The 26,512-nt window shown below is 73.8% G+C and carries 25 protein-coding genes and 1 pseudogene; 13 read left to right on the top strand and 13 right to left on the bottom strand.

The window, feature by feature from the left end; all coding sequences use genetic code 11:
- Positions 1–402 precede the first annotated feature (402 nt).
- On the top strand, positions 403–1,167 hold the full coding sequence (locus MUU72_RS14465; RefSeq protein WP_248013636.1) for a Rok-like winged helix domain-containing protein: 765 nt from the start codon (positions 403–405) through the stop codon (positions 1,165–1,167).
- A gap of 275 nt (positions 1,168–1,442) precedes the next feature.
- Complete coding sequence (locus MUU72_RS14460) at positions 1,443–2,216, top strand: dienelactone hydrolase family protein (protein ID WP_248013635.1); 774 nt, start codon at positions 1,443–1,445, stop codon at positions 2,214–2,216.
- Positions 2,217–2,331: 115 nt separating this feature from the next.
- On the opposite strand, the gene MUU72_RS14455 is transcribed toward MUU72_RS14460, so the two are convergent.
- From MUU72_RS14455 to MUU72_RS14440, 4 genes are all read right to left on the bottom strand, one after another.
- Positions 2,332–2,859 carry a hypothetical protein gene (locus MUU72_RS14455; RefSeq protein WP_248013634.1) on the bottom strand — a complete coding sequence of 176 codons (528 nt, stop codon included), beginning with the start codon at positions 2,857–2,859 and terminating at the stop codon, positions 2,332–2,334.
- A 469-nt stretch (positions 2,860–3,328) separates the two neighbouring features.
- Positions 3,329–3,790 carry a hypothetical protein gene (locus MUU72_RS14450; protein WP_248013633.1) on the bottom strand — a complete coding sequence of 154 codons (462 nt, stop codon included), beginning with the start codon at positions 3,788–3,790 and terminating at the stop codon, positions 3,329–3,331.
- Positions 3,791–4,067: 277 nt separating this feature from the next.
- Positions 4,068–4,628: a GNAT family N-acetyltransferase gene (locus MUU72_RS14445; RefSeq protein ID WP_248013632.1), complete on the bottom strand. Its 561-nt coding sequence runs from the start codon at positions 4,626–4,628 to the stop codon at positions 4,068–4,070.
- A gap of 2 nt (positions 4,629–4,630) precedes the next feature.
- Positions 4,631–6,019, bottom strand: a complete 1,389-nt coding sequence (locus MUU72_RS14440; protein ID WP_248013631.1) for an aspartate aminotransferase type Ic — start codon at positions 6,017–6,019, stop codon at positions 4,631–4,633.
- Between the two features lie 329 nt (positions 6,020–6,348).
- Between MUU72_RS14440 and MUU72_RS14435 the strand changes: the two genes are divergently transcribed.
- A complete protein-coding gene (locus MUU72_RS14435) occupies positions 6,349–7,197 on the top strand; it encodes a DUF6424 family protein (protein ID WP_308403817.1) in 849 nt (282 codons plus the stop codon).
- A gap of 80 nt (positions 7,198–7,277) precedes the next feature.
- Here the strand turns inward: MUU72_RS14435 and MUU72_RS14430 are convergent, their stop codons facing one another.
- From MUU72_RS14430 to MUU72_RS14420, 3 genes are all read right to left on the bottom strand, one after another.
- A complete protein-coding gene (locus MUU72_RS14430) occupies positions 7,278–8,381 on the bottom strand; it encodes a M14 family metallopeptidase (RefSeq protein WP_248013629.1) in 1,104 nt (367 codons plus the stop codon).
- 1 nt (position 8,382) lies between these two features.
- Positions 8,383–8,724: a hypothetical protein gene (locus tag MUU72_RS14425; protein WP_248013628.1), complete on the bottom strand. Its 342-nt coding sequence runs from the start codon at positions 8,722–8,724 to the stop codon at positions 8,383–8,385.
- 253 nt (positions 8,725–8,977) lie between these two features.
- The gene (locus MUU72_RS14420; RefSeq protein ID WP_248013627.1) at positions 8,978–9,916 is read right to left on the bottom strand and encodes an AfsR/SARP family transcriptional regulator; all 939 of its coding nucleotides are present in this window, start codon (positions 9,914–9,916) and stop codon (positions 8,978–8,980) included.
- A 459-nt stretch (positions 9,917–10,375) separates the two neighbouring features.
- Here MUU72_RS14420 and MUU72_RS14415 point away from each other — a divergent pair, with 459 nt between their 5' ends.
- Both MUU72_RS14415 and MUU72_RS14410 read left to right on the top strand, forming a co-directional pair.
- Positions 10,376–10,939 carry a glycoside hydrolase family 25 protein gene (locus tag MUU72_RS14415; protein WP_248013626.1) on the top strand — a complete coding sequence of 188 codons (564 nt, stop codon included), beginning with the start codon at positions 10,376–10,378 and terminating at the stop codon, positions 10,937–10,939.
- A gap of 424 nt (positions 10,940–11,363) precedes the next feature.
- Positions 11,364–11,822, top strand: a complete 459-nt coding sequence (locus tag MUU72_RS14410) for a PPOX class F420-dependent oxidoreductase (protein WP_248013625.1) — start codon at positions 11,364–11,366, stop codon at positions 11,820–11,822.
- A gap of 93 nt (positions 11,823–11,915) precedes the next feature.
- On the opposite strand, the gene MUU72_RS14405 is transcribed toward MUU72_RS14410, so the two are convergent.
- The 4 genes from MUU72_RS14405 to MUU72_RS14390 form a co-directional block, all read right to left on the bottom strand.
- Positions 11,916–12,413: a GNAT family N-acetyltransferase gene (locus tag MUU72_RS14405; RefSeq protein WP_248013624.1), complete on the bottom strand. Its 498-nt coding sequence runs from the start codon at positions 12,411–12,413 to the stop codon at positions 11,916–11,918.
- 416 nt (positions 12,414–12,829) lie between these two features.
- A complete protein-coding gene (locus MUU72_RS14400) occupies positions 12,830–13,177 on the bottom strand; it encodes a hypothetical protein (RefSeq protein WP_248013623.1) in 348 nt (115 codons plus the stop codon).
- A gap of 85 nt (positions 13,178–13,262) precedes the next feature.
- The gene (locus MUU72_RS14395) at positions 13,263–13,964 is read right to left on the bottom strand and encodes a VC0807 family protein (RefSeq protein WP_248013622.1); all 702 of its coding nucleotides are present in this window, start codon (positions 13,962–13,964) and stop codon (positions 13,263–13,265) included.
- Positions 13,965–14,144: 180 nt separating this feature from the next.
- Positions 14,145–15,077: an NAD(P)-dependent oxidoreductase gene (locus tag MUU72_RS14390; RefSeq protein WP_248013621.1), complete on the bottom strand. Its 933-nt coding sequence runs from the start codon at positions 15,075–15,077 to the stop codon at positions 14,145–14,147.
- A gap of 154 nt (positions 15,078–15,231) precedes the next feature.
- On the opposite strand from MUU72_RS14390, the gene MUU72_RS14385 reads away from it, so the two are divergent.
- The 6 genes from MUU72_RS14385 to MUU72_RS14360 all read left to right on the top strand — a co-directional run bounded on the left by MUU72_RS14385 (position 15,232) and on the right by MUU72_RS14360 (position 22,694).
- On the top strand, positions 15,232–15,813 hold the full coding sequence (locus MUU72_RS14385) for a TetR/AcrR family transcriptional regulator (protein ID WP_248013620.1): 582 nt from the start codon (positions 15,232–15,234) through the stop codon (positions 15,811–15,813).
- A 158-nt stretch (positions 15,814–15,971) separates the two neighbouring features.
- Positions 15,972–16,235 carry a GlsB/YeaQ/YmgE family stress response membrane protein gene (locus tag MUU72_RS14380; RefSeq protein WP_248013619.1) on the top strand — a complete coding sequence of 88 codons (264 nt, stop codon included), beginning with the start codon at positions 15,972–15,974 and terminating at the stop codon, positions 16,233–16,235.
- A 176-nt stretch (positions 16,236–16,411) separates the two neighbouring features.
- Positions 16,412–18,388 (top strand): elongation factor G, encoded by a 1,977-nt coding sequence (locus tag MUU72_RS14375; protein WP_248013618.1) that lies wholly within the window; start codon positions 16,412–16,414, stop codon positions 18,386–18,388.
- A gap of 270 nt (positions 18,389–18,658) precedes the next feature.
- On the top strand, positions 18,659–20,908 hold the full coding sequence (locus MUU72_RS14370; protein WP_248013746.1) for a HelD family protein: 2,250 nt from the start codon (positions 18,659–18,661) through the stop codon (positions 20,906–20,908).
- Positions 20,909–21,182: 274 nt separating this feature from the next.
- On the top strand, positions 21,183–21,590 hold the full coding sequence (locus MUU72_RS14365) for a hypothetical protein (protein WP_248013617.1): 408 nt from the start codon (positions 21,183–21,185) through the stop codon (positions 21,588–21,590).
- Positions 21,591–21,836: 246 nt separating this feature from the next.
- Positions 21,837–22,694, top strand: a complete 858-nt coding sequence (locus MUU72_RS14360) for a DUF2127 domain-containing protein (RefSeq protein WP_248013616.1) — start codon at positions 21,837–21,839, stop codon at positions 22,692–22,694.
- A 61-nt stretch (positions 22,695–22,755) separates the two neighbouring features.
- On the opposite strand, the gene MUU72_RS14355 is transcribed toward MUU72_RS14360, so the two are convergent.
- On the bottom strand, positions 22,756–24,114 hold the full coding sequence (locus tag MUU72_RS14355; RefSeq protein ID WP_248013615.1) for an alkaline phosphatase: 1,359 nt from the start codon (positions 24,112–24,114) through the stop codon (positions 22,756–22,758).
- Positions 24,115–24,329: 215 nt separating this feature from the next.
- Positions 24,330–24,953, bottom strand: coding sequence for a TetR/AcrR family transcriptional regulator (locus MUU72_RS14350; protein ID WP_248013614.1), 624 nt, complete (start codon positions 24,951–24,953; stop codon positions 24,330–24,332).
- 141 nt (positions 24,954–25,094) lie between these two features.
- Between MUU72_RS14350 and MUU72_RS14345 the strand changes: the two genes are divergently transcribed.
- Together MUU72_RS14345 and MUU72_RS14340 are read left to right on the top strand one after the other, a co-directional pair.
- A complete protein-coding gene (locus tag MUU72_RS14345; RefSeq protein ID WP_248013613.1) occupies positions 25,095–26,000 on the top strand; it encodes an alpha/beta fold hydrolase in 906 nt (301 codons plus the stop codon).
- A gap of 127 nt (positions 26,001–26,127) precedes the next feature.
- Positions 26,128–26,512 (top strand): annotated as a pseudogene (locus tag MUU72_RS14340) (two-component sensor histidine kinase); the annotation flags it as partial.

Here is a 26,512-nt window from a genome sequence, read left to right as displayed (position 1 = left end):
TGCGACCGCGGTGTGCCCAACGGCGCAGCGCGCGCACTGCCGTGCACAGGCAGCGTGCGTCCGTCCCAGGCAACCCCTGTGTACGGCCCGGCCAGGCGTCGCACAGCAGCCCGAGCGGTGCCTGCGGCCGCGCCCCGACGAGCGGTTCCGCGTTCCCTTCCGGGACTTCCCCAGGACGGGAGGCGGGCCCCGCAAGTCACCCGGTGACCCGCGTCCACCCCCTCCCACCAGCGGTTTTCGGTCCCCGTGGGACGCCGTGGGGTGGCGGGCGGAGGGCGGCCCGTGAGGTGCGGTGAGGGGTGGCGTTCAGATCATCGCGCCAAAGCCGTCCCCTCTCCCGCCCTTCGGTCGTTGGGCGTATGGTGACTGGAATCTCGCTTCCCCCGTGAGGTTAGGAAACACATGACTGACTCCGTTCTCCACCAGACGATCCAGAATCTCGAAGGCGTCCTGCCGGAGCTGGAAGAGCAGGAACGGCACCTGCGCGAGCAACTCGACGGTGTGGTGCGGCGGGTGACCGCGGCCCGTACCGCGCTGGAGCACCTGCGGGTGCTGACCGGCGCTCCCCTCACCGCCGGGCAGCCGGTCTCGGCGGCCGCACCCACCGCCGCGGCGCTCCGGTCAGCAGCTGACGCGGCATCGGACACGTCCCCGGCGGCGGTGAACGCCGACGCGTCGGACGGAGCGTCAAGTAAGGCTGGCGCAGCGGCGGTTGCGGGCGCATCGGCGCGGGAAGCGGCTGCGGGCGGCCAGGCCGCGGGTGGGTCCGGCGAGGCGGAGGAGGGCGCGGGCACCGTCGTTCCGCAGCCGCGGGCGGCGACCTCGCCGCGCACCAGGCGTCGCCCGGCCAAGAAGGCGGCCGCCCGGAAGCCCGCCGCGGCCGCGAAGCCGAAGGCGAAGAAGGCGGTGAAGGCGGTGAAGGCGGCACCGAAGCGCGCCGCGGCCGCCCGGCAGCCGGCCGAGAAGGACGCCGCCGGTCTGCTGGACGCCGCCCTGGACATCCTGAAGAGCTCCGGTGCCCCGATGCGTCCGCGGGACATCAACGCCGCACTGGGGCGGGAGGCCACGCCGGGGCAGATCGAGTCCGTGCGGAACACCCTCGACCGGGCCGTGAAGAAGACGGACTTGGTCACCCGGCCGGCGCGGGGCACGTACGCGGCTGTCTGATCCGCTCCCGCCCTGCACCGCACTGCCCCGTACCGCCCCGCACCCGCTCACGGTGCGGGGCGGTGGTGCGTCGCGCGGTGCGGGGCGGCGCGAGCAGCCCCTCCCCCACGCCCACGCCGTGCCTGGCCCGAGTGGCCGGCCGGTGTGTCCGGCCGCCGCACGGTACCGGCCTCAGCAGGGGTTACGGTGTGGTGATCCGCCGGTGGCAGCCACCGGCGAGGGTGGCTCGCCCGCTGCGGGACGCCCGGATGCCCTGCCTGATGAAAGGTGCGGAGATGACCAACGTGCATGGAACTTCGCTCGACCTCCCCACTCCTGACGGGACCGCCGACGCCTATCTCGCCCACCCCGACGACGGCGCACCGCACCCCGGGGTCCTCCTCTACATGGACGCCTTCGGGCTGCGCCCGGCGCTGGAGGAGATGGCCAGGCGACTGGCCGGCCACGGCTACACCGTGCTGGTGCCCAACGTCTTCCACCGGGCCGGGCGGGCCCCGGTGGTGGAGCTGCCCGAGCACATCAACCCCGCCGACCGGCCGGAGATCTTCGGCAAGCTCGCTCCGATCATGCAGGCCGTCACGCCCGAGTTGGCGATGCGCGACGCCGGTGCGTACCTCGACTGGCTGGCCGCGTCGCCGCTGGTCACCGACGGGCCGGTGGGGACCACCGGTTACTGCATGGGCGGTGTGCTGGCCGTCCGGACCGCGGCGGCCTACCCCGACCGGGTCGCGGCGGCCGCCTCGTTCCACGCGGGGCGACTGGTCACCGACGCCGAGGACAGCCCGCACCGGCTGCTCGACCGGGTCACGGCGGAGCTGTACTTCGGCCACGCCGATCAGGACCAGTCGATGACCGCCGAGCACATCGGGCTCCTGGAGCAGGCGCTGGACGCGGCGGGCGTGCGGTACCGCAGCGAACGGTACGAGGGTGCCCACCACGGCTACACGCAGGCCGACACCGCCATGTACCACGCCGAGGCCGACGCGCGGCACTGGCAGGCGCTGTTGGAGTTGCTGGGCCGGGCGCTTCCGGCCGGGCAGCAGAAGTAGCGGACGGCACACCGCGCGCGGGACGTTGTGAGCGGGAAGGGGGACGCGGCCCGCGGACGCCGCGTCCCCGTTCGCCGCGTTCCGGTCCGCGGGCCGTGGGGCGGTGAGGGGCCGGTCAGCAGCCCGTTCCGGTGGGGGTGAAGTGCAGGGGGGCGTGGTGGTCGGTGCCGAGTGCCTGGTTATAGGTCGGGTAGGTGACGCGGTACCAGACGTTGTCGCGCTGCTGGTTGCCGTTGACGTCGTCCAGCGCCACGCACCAGCGTTCCGGGCGGATCACCCGGCGGTACGTCTCGGTGCCCTGAGGCGTCCTGTGGCAGTCCTGGTAGTGCTCGGTGGTGTACCAGGTCTTCTTGGTGCGGCCGCTGCGCTTGGTGTGCTTGACCTGCCGGGTGGCCGGCGTGCAGGTGGTGACCAGGTGCGGGCGGGTGGCCCGGACGGTCCGCTTGGTGAGGTGGCGGACGCCGGCGCGCAGGCCGGACACCCGGGCCTGCTGGGGCGGGGCGTCCGAGCCGCTCCCGCCGGCACCGCCGCCGGTACCGGTCTGGTGTCCCGCGGCACCGTTCGTCCCGCCGCCGCAGGCACTCAGCCCGGCAATGAGCAGCGTGACAAGTCCCGCGTGTACCAGTCGGTGCCTCTTGTGCATGTCTCCCTCTGCGGATCGGGGTGTCCGGCGGGCGGTCGTAGCGGCCCGAACTCCGGTGCCCGGCAACGGAATCGGCCGCGCCGGCCGGTGCCGCGGCCACGGCGGCGCCAGGACGGCGGCGGCCGGGCCGGACGACGGCGGTCAGGCTATCCGATGCCGGACCGCGGCCCCGGGCCGGGTTCCGGCCGGTACCGGGCCCGGTCGGCGTACGCGTCGCTGCGCGTGGCTGGGTGTGCGCGGGCGGGCCTGGGCGGTGTCGGGGCCTGAGGGCGGTGCGGGACGGTGCGTTGCCCAGGAGTGGGGCGGCTTGGAGCCGGAACAGCTGTCCCGGCCAGGGGAGTTGCCGTTACGGCGAGCACCTGGGCGGGTACGGGGCGGGCGCAGCGCGGCGGCGGCTCGCCACCCGGGGAGGGCGGCGAGCCGCCGCGGTTGCGCAAGGGGGCCGAGCGGCGGGCCGCACCGCGTGGCGTCAGCGGCCGGCGGGTCCGGCCCAGAGCGGCAGGGTGACCACCCGCGGGGTGCCGGCCGGCCGGTTCGCCGGGTAGGTCAGGATGACCCGGGTGTAGCGCCACTGCCCGGTGTGGCCGGCGCGGCGCTGCGGGCTGTCGAAGCGGACGCGGACGGGATAGCCGTGGAAGCGCCCGGCGGCGCAGTACGGGCGGCAGTCGTTGACCAGGTCCGTGCCCCGGCCCAGCGCGGCCCCGGACCGCCACTGCGACCAGCGCAGGGACGTCAGGACGTTGTTGCCGTCCCCGCAGGCGAGAATGAAGTTGCCGGGTCTGACCCGGGCGATACCGGTGCAGTCGATGACCGCCGGCCGGTCGCGTCCGGACCGCGCCGGAGCGGCGGCCGCGGGCGCCGGCACGCTGACCGCCGCCAGTGCCGCCCCGGCACAGAGGGTGAATGCTGCCGCTGCCCTGTGAGATCCCATATCCGCTCCTCTGCCGCTTCGTGGGGTTTGGATACTTCGGACATCGGTGGCGACGCGGGGTACGGTCATCGTCACGGGCCGGACATCGCCCCGCGGGGGCGTCGCTGCCTCTCTGCGGAGCAGGCTACGACCGGGCCACCGCCGGCCGCCACCTGTGGGCACGGGAGCGGCGGTTATTCCGTAGCGTGCCTGGTCGGACACGGTGCGCGGTCCGGGCCGGGGGTTCGGGGCGGGCCGGGAGCGACGGGTCCCGCCCCCGGCCCTCTCGCCCCGGGGCTCAGCCGGGCTGCCTGTGGGCCTTCCACTCCGGTGCGAGCACCGACCAGATCTCCATGTCGTGTCGCTCGCCGCGGTACAGGTAGCTCTCGCGCAGTACGCCTTCCCTGGTCATGCCGAGCCGGCGGGCCACCGCGATGCTGGGTGCGTTCTCCGCCGAGACCCACCATTCGACGCGGTGGATGCCGCGCTCCCCGACGGCCCAGTCGAGGACCGCGCGTACGGCCCGGGTGACCAGGCCCCGGCCCGCGGCCGACGGCTCCAGCCAGCAGCCCGCCTCGGCGACGCCCTGTGCGACGTCCATGGTGCGCAGCAGGACCGCGCCGACCAGCACACCGTGCCTGCGGATCCCGAAGATCCGCCCGGTGTCGGTGGCCGCCTTGTCGGCGTACGACCGCAGGTAGGCGCGGCTGGATTCCAGGTCGGTGACGACGTCGGGCAGGCCGTTGTAGCGGCCGATGAACTCCCGGCCGCGGTCGATGTGGGCGAGGAACTCCTCGGCCTGCCAGGGTTCAAGCGGCCGCAGCTCCGCACCGTCGTCACCCAGGGGTATCGCGAACATGGTCACCTTCCCCGGCCGGAGCCGATGTCTTCCGCGCTGTCGTGTCCGTGCGTCATTCCGCGCTCCCGCGCGTGCCTGTTGCGGCCATCGCGTCCGGCGCCGGCCCGGCCGGTCGGTCGGTCCGCCAGGAGCCGTTCCACCGCGGCGAGCTCGATGCACAGCGCCAGGCCCGCCGCCGCCTCGTGGAGTTCGTCCGGCGTGGGGTAGCTGGGGGCCAGGCGGAGGGTGCGGTCCCGGGGGTCCTTGCCGTGGGGGAAGGGGGCGCCGGCGGGGGTCAGGGCGATGCCCGCGTCCGCGGCCAGGCGGACCACGCGGGTCGCGCAGCCGTCCGGGACGTCCAGGCTGACGAAGTAGCCGCCGCGCGGCCGGGTCCAGGAGGCGATGCCGGTGCCGCCGAGCCGCTGCTCCAGCACGGTGTGCAGCAGCGCGAACTTGGGGCGCAGCACCTCGGCGTGGCGCGCCATATGGGCCCGCACGGCCGCGGCGTCGGGCAGGAAGCGGGCGTGCCGCAGCTGGTTGAGCTTGTCCGGGCCGATCGTGCGCTTGGCGAGGTGGGCGAGGAGCCAGGCGACGTTGGCGGGCGAGGAGCCGAAGAACGCCACGCCGCTGCCGGCCGTGGTGATCTTCGAGGTCGATCCGAACACGAACGCCCGGTCGGGGTGGCCGTGCTCCGCGCACAGTCCCAGGACGTCGGCCAGCGCGTCGTCGGTCTCCGCCAGGCCGTGCACGGCGTAGGCGTTGTCCCAGAAGATCCGGAAGTCAGGGGCGGCGGTCTCCATGGCCGCCAGGCGGCGCACCGTCCCGTCGGAGAAGGTGACGCCGGTGGGGTTGCTGTACTTCGGTACGCACCAGATGCCCTTGACGCGTTCGTCGGCGACCAGGCGTTCCACCTGGTCCAGGTCCGGGCCGGTGCGGGTCATCGGTACGGGGATCATGTCGATGCCCAGTTCCTCGCAGAGCGCGAAGTGCCGGTCGTAGCCGGGCACCGGGCACAGCATCGCGGTACGGCCCGCGCGCGGCCAGGGGGCCGGGGAGCCGGGGACGCCGAACAGGACGGCGTCCACCACGCACTCGTACATCAGCTCAAGACTGGAGTTACCGAAGGCGACCAGGTGCTCCACGGGCACCTGGAGGAGTTCGGCGAACGCCGCGCGCAGTTCGGGCAGGCCGTGCAGACCGCCGTAGTTGCGGCAGTCGGTGCCGTCCCGGGCGGTGTGGTCGTCCGCTACCGGTAGATCCAACAGGGGCCGGGCAAGCTCCAGTTGGGCGGCGGACGGCTTGCCACGGGTCAGGTCCAGGCGCAGCCCGCGGGCCTTGAGGCGGTCGTGGGCATCGCGGAGCGCGGTGCGCCGGTCGGCGAGTTCGGCGGGGGACAGCGCCGCCAGTTCCATGCCTTCTCCTTCGTTCCTCGGGCGTCCGGTGCCCACGGCCAGGCACGGAGGCGGCACCCACGGTAGCCCGGTGCGGGCCGGGCGCTCACGCCGATTTCCGCGCCCCGCCCGGGAACGCGCGGCTACCTGCGGTGACCGTCCGGGCGCCGGCCGGAGGGGCGCGGGCGGCCGGGCCGGGCGCGGTGAACGGCGGTAGCATCGTGCTGGAGAGACTGGCTCAACCACGGCCGCAGACCCGGAGTTCGCATCCTCCGGTGGGTTTTGCGTGGGAGTCGCGGGCGGCGCCGGGCTGGGCCGGGCCGGGGCAATTCTCTTCCTCCGGACCGCAGATGGAGATCACCATGAATGCCGCGGCAGGAAATCAGCCCATGGGGGCCACCCACACCGAACACGAGAACCACCCGTGGACGATCGAGGTGGCGGACCACCCCCCGCGGGTCGACAGTCCGCTGTACACGCAGAGCCGGGCTCTGATGCAGAAGCTCGTGGACACCACCGATGACTGGACGTACGCCCCCGGGCCGTATCAGGACCACCACGGCGGCGGGTGGTGGCTCAAGGACAAGAACGGCTGGATGTGCGTGTTCAGCGGACTGGGCATCGAGTGGTCGGCGCAGTTCTGCGCGGATCCGGCGAAGGTGGACCGGATCAGGCAGTGCGCGGCCCGCATCATCGCGGCGTTCCCGGACACCCTGCCCGGCTACGCGGCGCTCGGCTACCCGCAGGGCGAGCAGATCCTGAACACCACGATAGAGACGGCGCAGCAGGTCGCCGACTGGACGGATTCCATCTTCAACGCCTCGGTGCCGCTGCCCGCCGGCACCCACTCCGGTGTGCTCCCCACCGCGGCCGGCTACCACCACTACCCCAAGCCGATCGTGGACATCGACCACTTCCGCGCGGACGACTTCCAGTTGTTCGTGACGGACGACCAGGGCCTGTCGGTCGCGGTCGTCCCGGTCGGCCCGCCCGGATCCGGTGACGGCCGGGTACGGGTGCTCGCCGCGCACCCCGACTCGCGGTACGCCAGGCACCTCACCACGCCGACCGGTGGCAAGGGCCCCGAGGCGGCGCCCGGCACCGAGGCGCCGGCCGCCGAGGCGGAGCCCGGGGTCCTGCCTGCCGAGGACCCGCTGGCCCAGCAGGCGTTCCGCCGCCAGCAGCCGCAACCCGCGTAGCGCCGTCGGCCCCGCAGCCCCGGCAGTCCGCGGCGCCGTGCCACCCGCACGGCGCCGCGTCCGGCTCCGGGCCGCCGGCGTCAGGCCGCGGTGGTCGCGGCGGTCCTGGTGCCCACCATGGAGCGGGCGCTCACACAGAACTGGAGCAGTCCCGCGCTGATGTCCTTGATGATGTTCTCCATCTCGTCCCACTGCGGCTGGAATTCCGTGCCCCACTCGATGGTGTAGGCCAGCACCTTTCCCCTGGCCGGATCGGTGAGGTGCCTGGCGAACGCGTAGTCGTCGCTGCTCCCGCAGGTCGGGTACAGGTCGAAGGCGGATTTGGCGGTGTAGTCCGTACCGCGCACGCCGTGCACCGCGGCCGCGAAGTCGCGGGCCAGACCGGTTGCCTGGGCGAGGTCGGACGCGGGGATGTACTCCCGGTACCGGGCGTCGCCGGCGTCGCCGCGCAGACCGTCGAAGGCGTGGTTGCCGAAGTTCATCGACGGGTCGGTGGACTGGTCCTCGTCGTCGCCCCAGACGTACAGCATGTCCTCGGAGTAGCTGTGCACGTCGACGAACCAGCGGGTCCGCGGGTACGCGTCGAGCAGCCACCGGACGTTGCGCGTCTCGGGCTCGGAGAACGGCTGCGGCCCCTGGTACAGCTGGGGGTCGCACGGGTCGGTCGAGACCCGTACGCCCGAGGTGGGCGAGAAGGCCGTCGCCGCGTCGAAGAGGAAGTCGTAGTTGCGGTTGAGATCGACGCCGACGCAGTCACCCTTGCCGTTGCCGTACGCGGGGTTGCGGTTCTTCCGCCACATCGCCTCGGTGTTCTGGCTGTAGCGCCGTCCGTCCGGGTTGACCAGCGGGAAGACGATGATCTCCAGGTTGTCCAGGAGGCCCCGCACCTGGTCCGCGGTGAACCGCCGGCCGCCGTAGGCGAGTCCGGAGCCCGTCCGGTACGCCAGGAGCAGATCGGCGGCGAAGCAGATCAGGATCTCGCAGCTTCCCCACTCGCGGGCGTGCACCCCGCCGATGAGCAGGACGCAGTCGCGGGTGCCGGTGGGCCGGCTGCCCAGGCGGAGTGCGTGGCAGGTGACGCCTTCGACCGACCGCTCGGGCAGCTCGATCAACTCGCAGTTCCGGTCGTTCCTGGAGAGGTTCACCAGCGCGGAGTCGACCTCGTCGGTGTTGAAGTACGTCATCTCAGCCTCCCGGCCCGTCATTCTTGATCAACTCGCCCATGCCGCGCGGCATGTGGCGTGGATCGGCGAAGCGGTTGCCGCGTCCGACCTCTGCCTGCCGCGCCTGGCCGGTGACGGTCGCGTCCCGCAGCACGTCCACGGAGACGCCGTCGCGGACCAGCCGCTCGGCCCGGCCGCGCGGTACGAACGCCTCGACGGTCATGGCGTTCCCGGGGCCCGGGGCCGGGCGGGGACGTCCGCCGACGTCCATCGGCTGTTCCCTCAGCAGGGTGCGCAGCGTCTCGGCGTCCTCGGCGGTCACCCGCACATGGAGGATGTTCTCGTGTTCGGACGTGTCCGCCATATCAGCCTCCTCACGGCGTTGACCAGCGCTTTCCTGGTCCTGTTGGGGTTTTCGCGGCCTCCGGCCCGGTCTGCTGCGCGCTGTGCGCTCCCGGGGTCGGTGCGCGTACGCGGGCGGCCGACAGCCGTACGCCGGCGACGCCCAGCCCTCGCCGGCGCTCCTTCCCGCCGCCGCTCCGGGGGACGGCCGCCGGTGTGCGGCCGGCTCGTGCCCAGCGTGGCCGGTCGGCCGTCACCAGGCCGTGACGGGTGCGTCATGGTCCCGGCAGCGGCTCGCGCCAGTCGGCGGGCCCGCCCGCGCACCGGTCGCCGGCCGCCCGCAGTCCGGCGACGAGCCCGCGCAACCGGGCCGTCGGGCGCAGGCCCAGTTCGGCCTGGAGCAGGGCCCGGTAGCGCTGGTACTCGCGGAGCGCCTCGGACTGGTTACCCTCGGCGAGATGGGCCCTGATCAGGGCCGCCCGGGCGGTCTCGCGCAGGGGTTCGGCGCGCACCGCGGCGCCCGCGGCCCACACGGCGTGGGCGAAGCGCCGGGCGCTGATGAACCGGGCCGCCAGCGCCTCCAGGGCGTGCATCCGCAACTGCCGCCACTCCTCGGCCTCCCGCAGCGCCCACTCGTCGCACCAGCCCGGCAGCAGATCCCGGGACAGGCCCTCGATCTCCCAGGCACCCGGACTCATGGCCGCGGCCGTACGGGGCGCCCGCACAGCCTCCACCAGCGCCTGTGCGACGGGCCGGAGTTCCTGGAAGTCGACGCCCACACCGGCGGCGAGCGCCAGTTCGGCCGGGCCGGTGTCGAGGACCCGGCAGCCCGCAGAGCGCAGGCGGTTCAGCGCCGAACGCAGCGATGCGTACGCCCGGCACTCGGCGGCGTCCGGCCAGAGGTTCTCCGCCACCACGCTGCGCGGCACCGCACCGGCGTGCAGTGCGACGAAGGCGAGCAGCCGCTCGGATCCGGCGGGGAGGCGGGCGGTGGCGCGGCCGTCGACCAGCCGGAAACCGCCCAGCACTTCGATCCGGGCGCGGCCGCCCGGCAGTCGGCGCGGGGCCGGCCGGCCGTCGGCAGGCACCGCGTACCGGGGTGGCGCGTACCAGGCCCCGTGCGGTGCGGGGTACAGCGTGTCCCCGGGCGCGGGTAGCGGCCCCGCACCGGTGCCGCCCACGGCACCGCGTTCCGTCCGGATACTGCGGCTCATCGCCTCCGCATCTCCTGATGGCCGGCCAGGCACGCGCGCCCGCCAGGCACATGCGCCGCCAGGCACGCGCGCCGACACGGACGCTCCGGCGCGGATCGTGCACCCGGGAGCGCGCCTCACCACGCCGTACCCGAGCGCATCGTCCGGTGCCGCCGCGTCCTTGCCACCATCGTGCGTCGCCCTTCCGCCCGCTGTCGAGTGGCAGCCCCCGGCGACCCGTCACAGCCGCGGAACGGCCCGGCCGCCCGGAAAATGAAGCGGCAACTGTTGTCGTTTCAAGGGAGATCGAGCGGCCGGGCCGGCCGACGACGGCGTACCGGATGCCCCGGCCACCGCACGGCGGGACACTGGTCCCAACCCCTGCATGCACCCCGCCACCGGAAGCGCCACCGAAAGCACTCCGCCCCTCGGAGGCGGGCCCGGTGAGTGCCCGGGGCGGTGATCGCCAAGGAACCGGCCATGCCCATCCTAGGAATCGACGTCTCGTCATCCCAGCCGGAGAAATTCCCCACCTCCGGCAGCGACTTCGCGTTCATCAAGGTCACCGAAGGCCACACGTACACGAATCCCAAATGGCGGGCCCAGCGCAGGACCGCGCAGAACGCCGGACTGGTCACCGGCTTCTACCATTTCGCGCGTCCGGGGCCCGTGAGCCGACAGGTCGACTTCTTCCTCTCGAAGATCGATCTGGCGGACGGGGACATCCTGATCCTCGACTGGGAGGACGCCCGGGTCTCCTGCGCCTGGAAGGACGCCTGGCTCAAGCAGGTCAAGCAGCGCCTGCCCGGGCACAAGGCGATCCTGTACTGCAACCGGGACTTCCGGCTGCACCGCGACACCAGCTCCTTCGCCGGCGACGGGCTGTGGATCGCCCAGTACAACGGCCGTCCCGGACATCCGGCCATCAAGGAGTCGTTCCTCTTCCACCAGTACACCGACAAGCCCATGGACACGAGCCTGGGCGCCTTCAAGGACCGCGCGGAGCTGCGCAAGTGGGCCACGACCCTGCCCGTCCCGGCGTAGACCGGCCCGCAGGCCGCACTCCCCCTCCCTCTCCCCGCATGACGTACGCCTCGATGACGTACCACTCGGCGAAGGCGTTCATCCAGTGAACGCACCTGTTCGTAACGAACACCTTCGCTACCGAGCTGCTCGGCGAGGTCGGGAGAACGCCCTGGCGGCCCTGCCGGCGCAGTCCGCCGCCCGCTGACCGCGGCAGCGGCGATGAACGGTCCCCGGCCGGAACGGGAGCAACCAGCCGGGGCCACGTACCGTCTGCCCACCCTCCGCGCGATCATGCCAGGCTCTTCGGCCCTGCCCTCCCCCTGCCCTGCCGCATCCACCGGCGGCGCACGGCCGGCGGGCCGCCCCCGCGCCGTGGCGAAGGTGAGCAGGGGGCATGCAGCATGCACGAAATGCTGGGGCGGCCAGGTGTGTTGATCACGTCATGACCCAAGGACCAGCACCTCGCCCACTGTCCGACGACGCCCTCTCCCACCTCCTCGGCACGCAGCAGTTCGGCACGCTCGCCACCGTCAAGCGCAGCGGCCACCCGCACCTGACCACCATGCTCTACAGCTGGGGCCCCGCATCCCGCACCGTGCGGTTCTCCACGACGGCCGACCGCGTCAAGGTCGGGCACCTGCGGCGCGATCCGCGCGCCTCACTGCATGTGCAGGGCGGCGACGTGTGGTCGTTCGCCGTCGCCGAGGGCGAGGCCGAAGTCTCCGAGCCCACGACGGTTCCCGGCGATGCGGTCGGCCGGGAACTGCTCGGAATGATCCCGCTGGCCGCGAAGCCGGACGACGAAGACGCCTTCCTGAAGCAGTCGGTCGCCGAACGCCGCGTGGTCATCCGGTTGAAGGTGGAACGCCTGTACGGAACAGCACTCGACATCAACGGCTGAATCAACGGCTGAGCCGAAGCGGGCGCGCGCCGCTCCCCGCACTCCGGCCACAGCTCGTATCGTCATGTCTGGCGGCCGGCTCCGGCCCGGCCGCTAGGACGGCCGGAGCTCGCGCTGGTACCAGGTGCCTGACGTGCCGCCCAGATCGGCCGGGGCGGCAGGGCCAACCGGGACGAACCCGGTCTTGGTCAAGACTTTCTGAGACGCGACGTTGTCGTGGGAGGTGGCCGCCCGCAGGGTGCGCAGGCCGTGCCGCCCAGGCGCGGTCCGGCACAACTCCCGGACGGCCGCGGTCGCCACGCCGCGGCCGGCGACCCGCTCCGCGACCCGGTAGCCGAGTCTGGCCGTGCCGTCCTCCAGGTCGTACAGGTTGAACCTGCCGAGTACCGAGCCGTCCCCGGCGACGAGCACATAGAAGGCGCAGATGTCCGCCTCCTGCTCGGCCAGCGCGGCGTTGTGCCGGTCAGTGAACCGGTCGAAGAAGTCGTCGCCGCGGTCGGGGATCGAGGCGGCGAAGTAGGTGCGGTTCGCCAGCTCGAAGGCCAGGACCGCCGGGGCGTGGTCGGCGCGCAGCCGCTTCAGCTCGGGCATCGCCCGACTCTAGCCGGATCGTGCGCCGAGGCCACCTGAGTTCCCTGGGCGGCAGACAGCCCCGGGACCGGGGCGCAGGGCGGTCTGCGGCTGGCGTACCGGGGGCTGCCGTGCCGCCGGTCGGCAGGTGCGAGCAGGGACAGGGGATGCTGTCCCTGCTCGACCGCCACGTAAGGGACCGGTGGTCGGCCCTGCCGCGGCGAGCAGCTGAGGCCGTGGCCGCCAGTCACCCATCGCTCGCCTTCTGCCGACGAGCCGTTGCCGACGCGTCCAGGTCCGCGGGCGCCCCGGCTTCCCACCCGCAGGCGGCAAGGGTGCCGAGCGGGTTCCACCGGTCGTGCGTCAACGCACCGCGCCCGGCAGCCACCGGTCGTCCACGGCCTTGAACGTGATGCGCGGCAGGTCCGGGCGGAGCGCTACTGGTCGGCGTCCAGGCGCAGGGACGCGAAGCGCAGGTCGCGCCGCTTGCCGGGGCCGAGGTCGGCGACCGGCGCGCCGGCGCAGTGCGGCTTGGCGTAGAAGTGCGCGGACTTGCCCACCAGGGAGAGGTTGGCGGTGCTGCCGGACCCGGCGAGGGTGTAGCAGTGGCCCGGCAGGGGTTGGCTCAGGGTGGCCTTCTTGCCCTGCGGGGTGGTGTAGAGGATCATGCCGAGGTCGGCGGCGCCGGCGGCCGCCGATGCCATCAGGACCGCGCCCATCGCCAGCGCCACGGCCGCCGCGGCCCGCCCGCGGCGCCGACCGCCCGTGCTCACAGGGGAGTTCATGCATCGCTCCTAGGGGAGGAAGAGGGTGTCGTCCGGTCCAACGACCCACCCGCCGCCCCGTGACGCCGCCGGCCCTGACGTGTCATCAGCTCCCGGCCGCGTCCGGTGCCGGGACGCCGAACAGCGGGACCCCGTACCGGGCCCGGAACGTCCGGCTGCGGCGCACCGTCAGCACCACCACCGCGCCGAGGACGGCCAGTGACTGGCACCGGCCGAGTACCGGCACCACGTCCACCGGCAGGGTCAGCGCCCACACCGCGCTCAGCGCCGCGTCGAGCAGCTGCGCACCGCCCCACAGCACGGTCATCCTCCGCAACGCGGCGCGGAATTGCGGGAGTTCGCGCCAGGCACGCTCGGCCGCCCGCGCGCCGTCCGGCCCGCGCAGCCGCCGCCCGAAGTGGAACGGGAACGGGCGGGCCGCGCAGAGCGTGCCCAGGATCCACAGGCCCAGGGCGGCGGGGATCCCGGCGTCCTTCAGCAGCAGCACCCGGGGGCTGCCGCTGAACGCCGACAGCCCCGCCGACACCGCCAGCAGCACGACCACGAGGAGGTCGAAGACCTCGACCCGCCGCCGCAGGACGGCGGCGCCCAGCGCGTGCGCCGCCGGTACCGCACCGCTCAGCAGCAGCGCCAGCCACGGGGCTGCGCCCTGCGCCCGCAGCAGGTAGTACAGGGCCAGCGGCAGCGCCACGTCGACGGCGAGCGGCAGGCCGAGCGCGTGCCACCGCCGCGCCCCGCGGGGCCGGTCGGCGGGTGTCCGGACGGGTGTGGTCTGCACGGTCTCCACGGCGGCCTCCAGATGTGCGGTACCGGGCGGTCCGGTACGACGACGACCTGGTACGACGCTAGGAGCCGGGCGGGTGGAGCGGCATCGGCCCCGGGACCGGAAACCCGCCCGCCGCGCTCCACCCCGCGCCTCCACCGCCGGGTGGAGGCGCGGGGCCGGAGCCCTCCCCCGGGAGGCCCGTCAGCCCTCGCCCTCAGGGGCCTTCAGCAGCTCGACCAGGGCCGAGAAGCTGTCCGCGCCGTGCCCGGCCCGCACACCGCGCCGGAAGAGGTCGACGACCGCGGCCGGCAGGGACGTGTCGACGCCCGCGTCGGCGTGGGTGTGCAGGACGTGTTCGACGCTCGCCAGTCCCATCGCCAGGCGGTCCACATCGCCCTGGTGCCGACCGGCGTCGAGGCGCTCGGCGTAGAAGGCGAAGAAGCCCGGCAGGGAGTTCGCGGTCTCGGTGGCGTGCGGCAGGATGTCGGCCGCCGTCAGCCCGTTGGCGTCGGCGAGGGCCACCGCCTGCCAGTAACCGAGCATCGAGGTCCAGAACATCACCATGCCCAACTGGTAGAAGAGGGCCGCCAGTCCCGGGTCCTCGCCGCGGTGGTCGGGGGCGCCGGTGATCACCTCCAGCACCGGCCGGCAGGCGTCGAACACCTCGCGCGGCCCGCTGTAGAACGTGACCGACTCGGGCCGGCCGATACCCGAGGGCGGGACGGTGACGCCGCCGGTGAGCTGGACCGCGCCGTGGCCGTCCGCCCAGCGCGCGGCGGCCCGCGCCTTCTCGGGGGTGTCCGAGGTGAGATTGACCAGCACCCGGCCGGCCAGCGCGGCGGCCGCCGGCTCCAGTACGGCGTACATCGCGTCGTAGTCGGTGAGACTGAGCACCACCAGTTCGCCGGCGGCCAGCGCCTCGGCGACGCCCGGCGCGCGGACGGCGCCGCGGGCCACCAGGGCGTCCGCCCGGGACGCCGTGCGGTTCCACAGGGTGACCTCGTACCCCTGGTCCAGGAACGCGCCGGCCATCGCCTGGCCCATCGGACCGAGCCCGATCACGGTGACCGACCGCCGCGCGGCCGCCTCCGCCACGCGCTCCACGGAAACGCCCTGACCTGCCTGCACACCCATTGCAACCCCTCCCGATCGACCGCACGGCGGCCCATGACGGGCACCGCGACGGCACTGGAAAATTAGCTAGAACGAACGCTCTATCCAGAGCGTGCGGAGAAGCTACCACATCGCTAGAACGAACGCTCTACTCAGCACTCGGTACCGTGTCCCCATGCAGACCAGCACCCGGGACCGGATCGTCGTCACCGCCGCGCGCCTCCTCCAGCGGCAGGGCTATGTCGGCACAGGCATCAAGCAGATCGCCCAGGAGGCGCAGGCCACCCTCGGCTCCGTCTACCACTTCTTCCCCGGCGGGAAGGAGGCCGTCGCGGTCGCCGCGATCGAGCACAGCAGCCAGGAGTTCGCCGCCCTCCTCCAGCAGGCGCTGGACAGCGACCCGGACCCGGCCGCGGCGGTGGACGCCTGCGCCGGTCAACTCGCCCGGGAACTGCGGGAGTCGGGCTGGACCGACGGCTGCCCGGTCACCGCGGCGGCGCTGGAGACGCTCGGCACCGACTCGCCGATCCAGCAGGCGTGCGCCGCCGCGCTGCGCGCCTGGGAACAGCAGGTCGCCGGCAAACTGCTGCGCTGCGGCTTCGCCGCCGGGGACGCCCGGGACCTGGCCGCCACCGTCCTCGCCGCCCTGGAAGGCGCCGAGGTCACCGCCCAGGTCACCCGCAGCGCCGAACCCCTGCGCACGGTGGGCCGTCAGCTGGCCCGTCTGATCCGCTCGTACCAGGCACCGGACGGCTGACCGGCCCAGGCATAAAGGCACCCGCCGGGGCCGGCGCCTGGGGCCGCGCCCGTCGGCGGCCGCGCGCCAGTCACGCATTTGCAGCAGACCGGCGTAAATGATCACATGGGGGGAACCAGTCCTTACGCAGAACAACAGGATTTCAGGAGGGTGCGGACATGGGAATCATCGCTTGGGCCGTGATCGGCCTCATCGCCGGCGCCATCGCGAAAGCCCTGATGCCGGGTAAGGACCCGGGTGGCTGCCTGGTCACCATGCTGATCGGCATCGGCGGCGGCCTGCTGGGCGGCTGGCTCGGCAAGGTGATCTTCGGAGTGCACTCGATCAACGGCTTCTTCCACCTGTCGACGTGGATCGCCGCCATCGTCGGCTCCGTCATCCTGCTGATCCTCTACCGCCTCACCCTGGGGCGGAACCGCTAGCGCGGACACCACCGCCCGGCGCGCGGGCGGAAAAACCAGTTGCACGGAAACGATCGCCGGCCGGATCATGGTCGGCGATCGTTGCCGATTTCAGAGCGGGAGCACGCCCATGCGCCGATTCCTCGGAACACCCCAGCACCCCTACCGGACGCTGACTTTCGAGGACTTCGGCACCCATGCAGCCCCAGCACACCCAGCAGCCCCCGCACACCCTGAACATCGGCATCCTCGCGCACGTCGACGCGGGTAAGACCAGCCTGACCGAGCGTCTGCTGTACGACACCGGCGCGATCGGCCGGCTCGGCAGCGTGGACGCGGGCGACACCCAGACGGACACCGGACTCATCGAGCGGCAGCGCGGTATCACCGTGCGCTCCGCGGTCGCCTCGTTCACCGCCGGCGCCACCCAGGTCAACCTCATCGACACCCCCGGGCACACCGACTTCGTCGCCGAGGTCGAGCGCGTCCTCGGTGTGCTGGACGGTGCCGTACTGGTGCTCTCCGCCGTCGAGGGCGTCCAGGCGCACACCCGCGTGCTGATGCGGACGCTGCGCGCGATGGGGCTGCCGGTGCTGCTCTTCGCCAACAAGATCGACCGGCCCGGTGCGCGGCGGGACGAGCTGCTCGCCGACATCCGGCGCAGACTGGCCCCACGCCTGGTCCCGATGACGGCCGTCCAGGCCCTCGGCGCCCCCTCGGCCCGCTCCGAAGGGGAATCGCTCGACGGGGACCCGGAGTTCCGGGCCCGCGTCGCCGAGACGCTCGCCGACAGCGACGACGCGCTGCTCGCACGGGTCGTCGACGGCCCCGCCCCGTCGGCCGGCGAGCTGCGCACCGCGCTCGCCGAGCAGACCCGCGCCGGCCTGGTGCACCCGGTGTACTTCGGTTCCGCCCGTACGGGTCAGGGCATCGCGCCCCTGGTCGAGGGGATCACGACACTGCTGCGGCCGGCGCCGGACGCCCGCACCGGGCCGGACCCGGCGGACCCGCGGGGCACCGTCTTCGCCGTCGAGCACACCCCGGCCGGGAAGCGGACCGCCCTGGTCCGGCTGTTCTCCGGCACGCTCACCCCGCGGCAGCGGGTGACCCTGCACCGCAACGGCCCGGACGGCGCGCCGCTCGCCCTGACCGGCCGGATCACCTCGCTCCAGGTCGTCGGACGGGCCGAGCAGGGCCCCGGCCGGCTGGCGGCGGGCGAGATCGGGCGGCTCGGCGGGCTGGCGGAGGTGCGGGTCGGGGACCGGCTGACCGGGCCCGGCGGCCGGGACGGCGGGCCGCGCGCCGCGCACTTCCCGCCCCCGGCGTTCCGGACGCTGGTCCGGCCCCGGGAGGCGGCCCCCGGCGCACCGGCGCGCCTGTACGCGGCGCTGCGGCGGCTGTCCGAGCAGGACCCGCTCCTGCACGCCGCCCCGGGACCGGACGGCGCCACCTCGGTGCTGCTCCACGGCGAGATCCAGAAGGAGATCATCGCGGCGACGCTGGCGCACGACTTCGGGATCGACGCGGTCTTCGAGCCCAGCAGCACGGTCTGCCTGGAACGGCCGGCCGGTGTCGGCGAGGCGTCCGAGGAGATCGGGCGGCAGGCGGTCGGGCCGGGCGGATTCTGGGCCACCGTCGGACTGCGGGTCGAGCCCGCGCCGCGGAATAGCGGCGTCCTCTTCCGGTACGAAACCGAACTGGGCGCGCTCCCCCGCGCTTTCCATGCCGCCATCGAGGAAACCGTGCACGCCGCGCTCCGCACCGGTCCGCACGGTTGGGCGGTCACCGACTGCGCGGTGACGCTGATCCGGTCGGGTTTTGCGAGCCCGGTCAGCACCGCCGGCGATTTCCGCGGGTTGACCCGCGCCGTCCTCGACCGCGCGCTGGCCCGCGCCGGCACCGAGGTCTACGAGCCGTGCCACGCCTTCGACGTGGAGATCCCCGCCGATGCCCTGCCGGCCGTCACCGCATGCCTGGCGGGGCTGGCCGCGGAGATCCGGGAAACCGCGGGCGGCTTGACATCGTGGCAGGTCAGGGGCGTGATTCCGGCGAGTCGGGTGCGGGCGGCGGAGCAGCGGCTGCCCGGGCTGACCCGCGGGGAGGCGCTGTGGTGGTCCCGTCCGGACGGCGACCGCCCGGTCAGCGGCGCGGCCGCGGCGGCCGGGCGGCGCTGAGGGCCGCCGGGTCTCCGGGCGCGGTGACTGCCACCGCGCCCGGACACCCGCGCCGTCCTGCCGGAGAATACGAAAAAACCCGCTCGCGTCGGGCGACCGGGGATTCGGAAGAGTGCGGCAGGAGATCGGCGGGATTGACAGCCGGGGTCTTTCTCCGCGTATATTGAGCGTTTGCGTGTCGCAACATTCGCCTGTCATGAAGAATGTCGGTCCACCAAAACCTTCCAGCACACAGGATATTCGAGCGGAGCTGAATTGTCAAACGAGGAATTGCGTAAGGAGCAGGAATTCACGGACCTGCTCCATGAGCGCCTCGATACCCTGCGGTCCGGGGCGCGGGCGGCCATGGAGCAGGCCCTCCCGCAGACCGCGGGCACCTTCCAGGCCCGGCTGGAGCGGGATGTACGGGTCGCCGAACAGGCCGAGCTGCTGGCCGGATTCGAGGCCGGGGAGCACGGTCTGTGCTTCGGCCGGCTGGCGTTCCGGGACGGCCGCGACCACCACATCGGCCGGATCGGCATCCGGCGGGACGACGCCGACCGCACTCCGCTGGTCATCGACTGGCGGGCGGACGTCGCCCGCCCCTTCTACCTGGCCACCGGGCACACCCCGATGGGCCTGCGCCGCCGGCGCCACCTGACGACCGAGGGCCGGCGGGTCACCGCCCTGCACGACGAGATCCTGGACCTGGCCGACCGCGAACGCACCGGCCACGAGGGCGCGGACGCCGATGCGATCCTGCTGGCGTCGCTGGACGCGGCCCGCACCGGCCGGATGCACGACATCGTGCAGACCATCCAGGCCGACCAGGACCGCATCATCCGCGCCCCGCACCACGGCGTCCTGGTGGTGGAGGGCGGCCCCGGCACCGGCAAGACCGTGGTGGCGCTGCACCGCGCCGCGTACCTGCTGTACGCGCACCGCGAGCAGCTCGCCCGCCGCGCGGTGCTGATCGTCGGCCCCAACCCGGCGTTCCTCGGCTACATCGGACAGGTGCTGCCCTCGCTCGGCGAGACCGGGGTGCTGCTGGCGACGCCGGGCGAGCTGTTCCCCGGGGTGACCGCGACGGGCACCGACACGCCGCGGGCCGCCGAGGTCAAGGGCGGCGCGGCGATGGCGGACGCCCTCGCGGCGTTCGTCGCCGACCAGCAGCGGCTCCCCGACCCGGTCCGCGTCATCGACCACGAGGATGGGGAGCTGCACCTCGACGTGGAGATCGCGGCCGAGGCCCGCCGGCGGGCCCGGGAGACCCGGTTGCCGCACAACCTCGCCCGCCCGCACTTCGCGTTCCACGTGACCGACGCGCTCACCGCGCAGCTCACCGAGCGGATCGGCGCCGACCCGTACGGCGGCCCCAACCTGCTCGGGCCGGACGACATCGCCCAGTTGGGCAAGGCCGTCGCCACCAGCCGCGCGGTGCACGCGGCCATCGAGGAGCTGTGGCCGGCCCGTACCCCGCAGCAGCTCGTCGCCGACTTCCTCGCCGACCCGGTGCACCTGCCGGAGGCCGACGCGGACACCATCCGCCGCACCGGCGGCCCGTGGACGCCGGCCGATGTCGCGCTGCTGGACGAGGCCGCCGAACTCCTCGGCGAGGACGACTCGGCCGCGCGGGCCGCCGCCGAGGCGGCCCGCCAGCAGCTCATCGACTACGCCCAGGGCGTGCTGGACCTGTCGTACGGCTCGCGCACCCAGGAGTTCGAGGACCGGGACGACGAGGAGTCGGAGGTGCTGGCCGCGCACGACCTGATCGACGCGGACCGGCTCGCCGAGCGGCAGGAGGAGGCCGACCACCGCAGCGCCGCCGAGCGCGCCGCGGCCGACCGCACCTGGGCCTTCGGCCACATCATCGTCGACGAGGCCCAGGAGCTCTCGCCGATGATGTGGCGGCTGCTGATGCGCCGCTGCCCGACCCGGTCGATGACCCTGGTCGGCGATCCGGCGCAGACCTCGGAGCCGGGCGGCTGCGGTGCCTGGGACGCCATCCTCGCACCGTACGTGGACGACCGCTGGGAGCACGTCCGGCTGGGCGTCAACTACCGCACGCCGACCGAGATCATGGAGCGCGCGGCACAGGTGCCGCGGGCCGCCGACCCGGCGTTCGTCCCGCCCCGTTCCATCCGGTCCACCGGGGTCCGCCCGTGGGCGCGGCGCACCGGCGACCTGGCGGGCGCGGTCGCCGAGGCGGTGGCCCGGGAGACCGGACGGGACGGGCAGGGCCGCCTGGCGGTCATCGCGCCGCGCGAGCGCTGCGCGGCCCTGGCCGCCGCGCTGCCGGGCGCGTCGGCCGGTCCCGCGCCGGACCTGACCAGTCCGGTGGTGCTCCTGGATCCGCGGCAGGCCAAGGGTCTGGAGTTCGACTCCGTCCTGGTGGCCGAGCCCGCGGAGTTCGGGACCAGCGACCTGTACGTGGCGCTGACCCGGGCCACCCAGCGGCTGGGCGTCCTCCACACGGGGCCGCTGCCGGCCGGGCTGGCGGACCTGGCGGCGCCGGACGAACCCGCCGCACCGGCGGGATGACCGGCCGGGCCGGGCCGTGCCGCGGGAGCTCGCCGTACGGGGTTGCGGCGGGCGCCGGGGGCGGGCGGCCCTCGCCCGGGGCCCCGGCGCGGTACGACGCGGTCGGGAGAGACGGGCACCATGAGCGTGTCGGGGGGAAGGAGCGTCAACGGGCAGGGGCGAAGGGGGAGCCCGGGGCGCACCCCGGCGTCCCGCGGCGGCCCGCCGTGAACCGCGCGGCCCGCCGTCCCGTCCCTGTCATGGGTACCGCCAGACACCTCACCGAGGAGGAAAGATGACCTGCCCTCAGCACCGCGCCCTGCGCGCCGCGCTCGTCGGCGCCATCGCCGCCGGTTCGCTCGCCCTGGCCGCGGCACCGGCGTCGGCCAAGTCCTCGCTCGCCTTCGCCGCCGGTCCGCACACGGTCCGCCCGGGCGGCGTCGTCCGCGCCACCGGCAAGGCCACGGACGACAACGCCTCGTTCAACAAGGTCTGCGTCCAGCAGCGCCGGGGAGCCACCTGGCACAACGTGGCGTGCTCCAAACCCGCGCGGCACACCGGCGGCACCGTCAACGCCGCCGTCCGCGCCAGGCAGCGCGGGGCTCTGCCGCTGCGCGCCGTGCTCTTCGAAGGCCGTTTCGCCAACGACGCGCACCCGCGGGTCCGTTCGGTCTCCCGGACCGTCACCGTCACGGTCCGCTGACCGGCCGCGGGCCCCTCCCCCGCGCCGCGCCCGTGACCGGCCCGTCCGGGGACGCGCCAAAGGCGCAGGGGGAGCCGCCCGGGCCGGCAGTGGTCTCGATGCCGTCCGGCCGGGAACGGTGTCCGCGCCGCGCCCGGGCGTCCGTTGCGCGGTTCACCGCACGCGGTGGCCCAGACTGGCACCGGACGCGGCGGACCCACCGCGGGACGGCGCGCGGCAGACCCTCGCTGGTGACGGGAGGAACGGATGGCGCAGGAGGACCGCGACCGGACGGCGCCGGTGCCCGGAACGGGCGGCGACCGGCGGCGGTTGCGCTACGAACTGCTCGGCTGCGCGCTGCACGGCCACCATCTGGAAGGCGTGACCGCCGAGCGGGTGCGGTCCGGCGACCGGCTGCTGGTCCGCGAGGATCCGGCGGGGCTGCGCTGGCACCGCTGCCTGCGGTGCGATGCCTGGCTCCCGGTGTCCCCGCCGCGGCAGCCGGACCGCCCGCATCCGCCCGGCCGCGCGGAGATCACCCTTCCGCTGCGCGGCAAGCCGCTGCGGGACCGCTACGTGCTGCGGCTGATCGCGCTGGACCGGCTGCTGCACTTCCTGGTGCTCGGCGCGCTGGCCGCCGGGATCCTGGTCTTCGCGGACAAGCGGGCCAGTCTCCAGGCACCGTTCTACCGCTTCCTGGACCTGCTCCAGAACGGCGTCGGCGGGACCGGCGGGGTGTCCGGGCGGGGCCTGCTGGGCGAGGTGGCCAAGGCGTTCGCGGTGCGCTCCTCGACGCTGTGGCTGGTCGGGCTGGTGATCGCCGCGTATGCGCTGCTGGAGGGCGTGGAGGCGGTGGGGCTGTGGTTCACCAAGCGGTGGGCGGAGTACCTCACCTTCGTCGCCACCACCGTGCTGCTGGTCCCGGAGGTCTACGAGCTGACCTCCCGGGTGACCGTCACCAAGGTGCTGACGCTGATCATCAACCTCGCGGTGGTGGTGTACCTGCTGGTCGCCAAGCGGCTGTTCGGGGTGCGCGGCGGCGGGCGCGCGGAGGCCGCGGCGCGGGAACGGGACCTGAGCTGGGACGCGCTGGAGCGGGTCCTGCCCGGGCCGGCCGAGCAGTAGCGGGCCGGGGCGGCCGGTCCCCCCGGCCCGGCCGCCCCGCCCGCCTACCGCCGCGCCGCCGTCACCGCAGGCCCAGCGCCTCGCGGAGGGTGGTGAACAGGTCGGTCTGGTTGGTGACGCCCAGCACGCGGTACGCCTGCGGTCCCTGGGCGGCGATCCGCACCTGGGTGCCGGTGTGCTCCTGCGACTGGCCCGGGGTGTTGGTGGAGTAGTTGACCTTCAGCTGCTGGCCCTCGTCGGTGACCAGGGTCGAGGTCAGTCCGGGCGGGGCGGCCTCCAGCGGCACGATCTGGCTGCTGTGGCCGTGGTCGGCGGTGGTGACGACCAGGGTGTCGGGGTGCTTGGCGGCGTAGTCGCGGGCCACCTTGACCGCGCGGTCGAACGCGGCGGTCTCGCCGATCTGGCCGCACGGGTCGGCCGCGTGGTCCTGCTTGTCGATCGAGGCGCCCTCGATCTGGAGGAAGAAGCCCTTGCCGGCGCGGTGCTGCTTGGCCTCCAGCAGTTCGATCGCCCTGGCCGCCGAGTCGGCCAGGCTCGGGGTGCCCGCGGGGCGCTTGGGGTTGCCGGTCACGCAGCGCTGCGGGGCGGTCCCGCCCACCGCGGCGGGCTTGCCGGTCCACTCGGTCGGTACGTTGCCCGGGGCGAAGAGCCCCAGCACCGGCTTGCCCGCCTTGACGGTCCGGAGTCCGGCGGCGTCGGTCACCACCTGGTACCCCAGCTTCCCGGCCTGCTCGGTGACCGTCAGGCCCTTGTAGCGGCCCTCGGTGACCTTCTGGTCGAAGCGCTGCTTGCCGCCGCCGAACAGCACGTCGACGCGGTGGTTGACGGACTGTTCGGCGATCGAGCCGGGGCCGCCGTTGGCGACGGTGTCGCCGGGGCACTTGGCCATGTCGCCGGGGCCCTGGCAGGAGCGGTCGGTGGCGTGCGCGGCGAGCACCGCCGGGGTGGCGTCGGTGAGTTCGGCGGTGGTGACGCTGCCGGTCGCGAAGCCGTTCTTCTGGGCCAGTTCCAGGATGGTGGGCACGGCCCGGTCGGTGTCCGGGGTCTTGGATATCCGGCCGTTGACGGTCTTGCGGCCGGTCGCCCAGCCGGAGCCGCTGGCCGCGGAGTCGGTGACGTAGTCCGGGGTGCCGTCGGCGTGCACGGCGTAGGTGGTGTAGGCGCCGGTGAGCGGGAAGCGGTCCATGTTCAGGCGGCCGTCGGCGCCGGCCACGTAGTCGCGGGCGAGGGTGATCTCGGAGTCCCCCATGCCGTCACCGATCAGCAGGATGACGTTCTTCGCCTTGCCGCCCTGGAGGGCGCGCTGGGCCTGCTGCCTGGTGTCGGAGGCGCCGGCCGCGGTGGTCACGGCGACGGCGGCCGCGGTGGCGGCGACCAGGGCGGTGGCGCCCACGAGGTGACGGCGAGCGGGTCTGTGCATGGAAGCGTCTCCTTGATGCATCCGGAAGGCACGGGCGCCCGGGTGGCTGCCCGGGCCGGTGTCTGAGCAGGTCGCCGGGACCGCCCGGCGGTCCCAACGGGGCCCAGCCCACCAGTCGTCGGTGAACCACCGGTGACGCCGCGGCGACCCCGCCGCCTCGGGGGCGTTACGACCTGATGCCTCGTCAGCCGGGGCCGGACGCCGGGGTGCGCCGGTCAGGCGGACGTGCCCGGCGCACCGGGCCGGAAGATGCGGTCCAGGCGGTAGCGGAGGACCTCGGCGGCCGCTTCCGCGGTGCGCTGGCCGACGAGGACGCTGGTACCGAGCCCCGCGGACATCGCCAGCAGCCCGACGGCCTCGCTCCGCGGGTCGGTGCCGGGCCGCAGCTGGTCCGCGTCCCGGGCCTGCCGGAGGAGGGCGCCGAGGGTGTCCTCCGCCGCGTCGGGGCTCTTGATGAACGGCTGCCGGGCGAGCTCCGGATCGGTCACCGCCAGCACCGCGTAGGAGGTGTAGAGGTGGTGGAAGGTGCGGCTGTCCTCGTCGGTCGGCAGGGCCGCCCGCAGCAGCGCCTCGATGACGGCGCGCGGTGCCCGGTCCTCCTCGGCGGCCGGGACGTGCGCGGAGAACCGCTCCCCGAACCGCTCGGCCAGCCGGTGCAGGCCGGCCAGCAGCAGCTTCTCCTTGGTCTCGAAGTAGTACTGCACGAGCCGCAGCGAGACGCCGGCTTCGGCGGCCACCTCGCGCATCCCCACGGCGTGCAGGCCGCGCCGGGCGGCGACCTTGATGAGCGCCTCGGCGATGGCGGCCCGCCGTTCGCCATGGTCCACGCGCTTGGGCATCGGCCCGGTCCTCCGCTTCTCGTCGGCACGTCCGGGGCGGCCGCCGGTGCCCGGCGCCGCCCCCCGTTGATGATACAGCTGTACCAACATCGTGGTACGGTCGTACCACAAAAACCAGACACCCCGGAGGTGGCCGTTCCCATGACCACTGCCCGCATCCCGGCCGACGTCGGCCGCTACGTGAGCGACGCCCGGCGCGACCGGTACTTCGCCGCCTGCGACGCGCTCTACGCACTGGGCGCGCCCGCCCTGGCGGAGGAGGACGTGGCGACGTCCTTCGGCACCACCCACGTCTACCGCTACGGCCCGGCGGACCCGGCCGCCCGCACCCGCACCCCCGTCGTCCTGGTGCACGGCGCGGGCTCCTGCTCCGCCATGTGGTACCCCAACACCGTTGCGCTGAGCGCGGACCGCCCGGTCTACGCGCTCGACACCCCGGGCGACCCCGGCCGCAGCGTGCAGCGCGAACCCATCCACCAGCCCGAACGCGCCGCGCAGTGGCTGGACGAGGCACTGGCCGGACTGGGCCTGGACCGGGTGCACCTCGTCGGGTCCTCGTACGGCGGCTGGCTGGCGCTGAACCAGGCACACCGCAGGCCCGGCCGGCTCGCCTCGGTGACCCTGCTCGATCCGGGCGGCCTGGAGAAGGTCGGCCTGCGCTTCTTCGCCTGGATCTTCGTCAGCCTGTTCGCGACCTTCGCACCCGAGGCGCTGCGGCCGCGCCTGGCCGCCTGGCTGGAGCAACCGGTCCTGGTCGTACCGGAACTGCGCACGATGATCCAGCGCGGCGTCCGCGCCTACCGCATCCGCCGCCCGGCCCCCCTGCCGCTCTCCGGCGACGACCTGGCCACCCTCCGCACCCCGCTCTACCTCGTCCTCGGCAGGCGGAGCCTGCTGCTGCACCCCAGGCGGCAGGTGGAACGGGTGCCCCGGCTGGTGCCCGGCGCCCGGGCCGAGATCATCGCCGCGACCGGCCACGGACCGCAGTTCGACCACGCGGACCTGATCAACCGTCGGATGCTGGAGTTCATGGCCGAGCACGACTGACGCGCACCTCGGGCGGCGGTCCGGCTCCTTACTTACTGCCGATTTACGGCTCCTTTGAGCACTATGGGCGCGACTTGCCAGCTTTCGTGCGCCTCAGGGCACCTGAGGGAGAATCAAAGGACCAGCAGTGCCCCTCAAGCCCCCACCCGCCCCCGAGGACGAGCCGCCGCACCACCCCGGCCCGCTGTGGCTGCGGCCGACCATCCGGATCCGGCTCACGCTGCTGTACGGCGGCATGTTCCTGATGGCGGGCGTCATCCTGCTGGTGATCCTCTACGTCCTGGCGGCGCACACCCTCAAGGAGGGCACTCCGGAGTTCCGGATCGTCGGCAGCAACGTGCGGGTGAGCAACGTCGACTGCCCCGCCCTGCCCACGTCCGGCACGGTCGGCGACCTCAACGCGGCGCTCACCGGCTGTGTGGAGAACCAGCGGGCGCTGGCGCTGAGCCAGTTCTTCAACCGTTCGCTGCTGGCGTTGCTGGGGCTGACGATCGTGGCGTTCGCGTTCGGGT

Source organism: Streptomyces rhizoryzae, assembly GCF_023155275.1.
GTDB lineage: Bacteria > Actinomycetota > Actinomycetes > Streptomycetales > Streptomycetaceae > Streptomyces > Streptomyces rhizoryzae.
The sequence above is the reverse complement of the archived record's forward strand: the minus strand, read 5'-3'. Positions and strand labels throughout refer to the sequence as shown.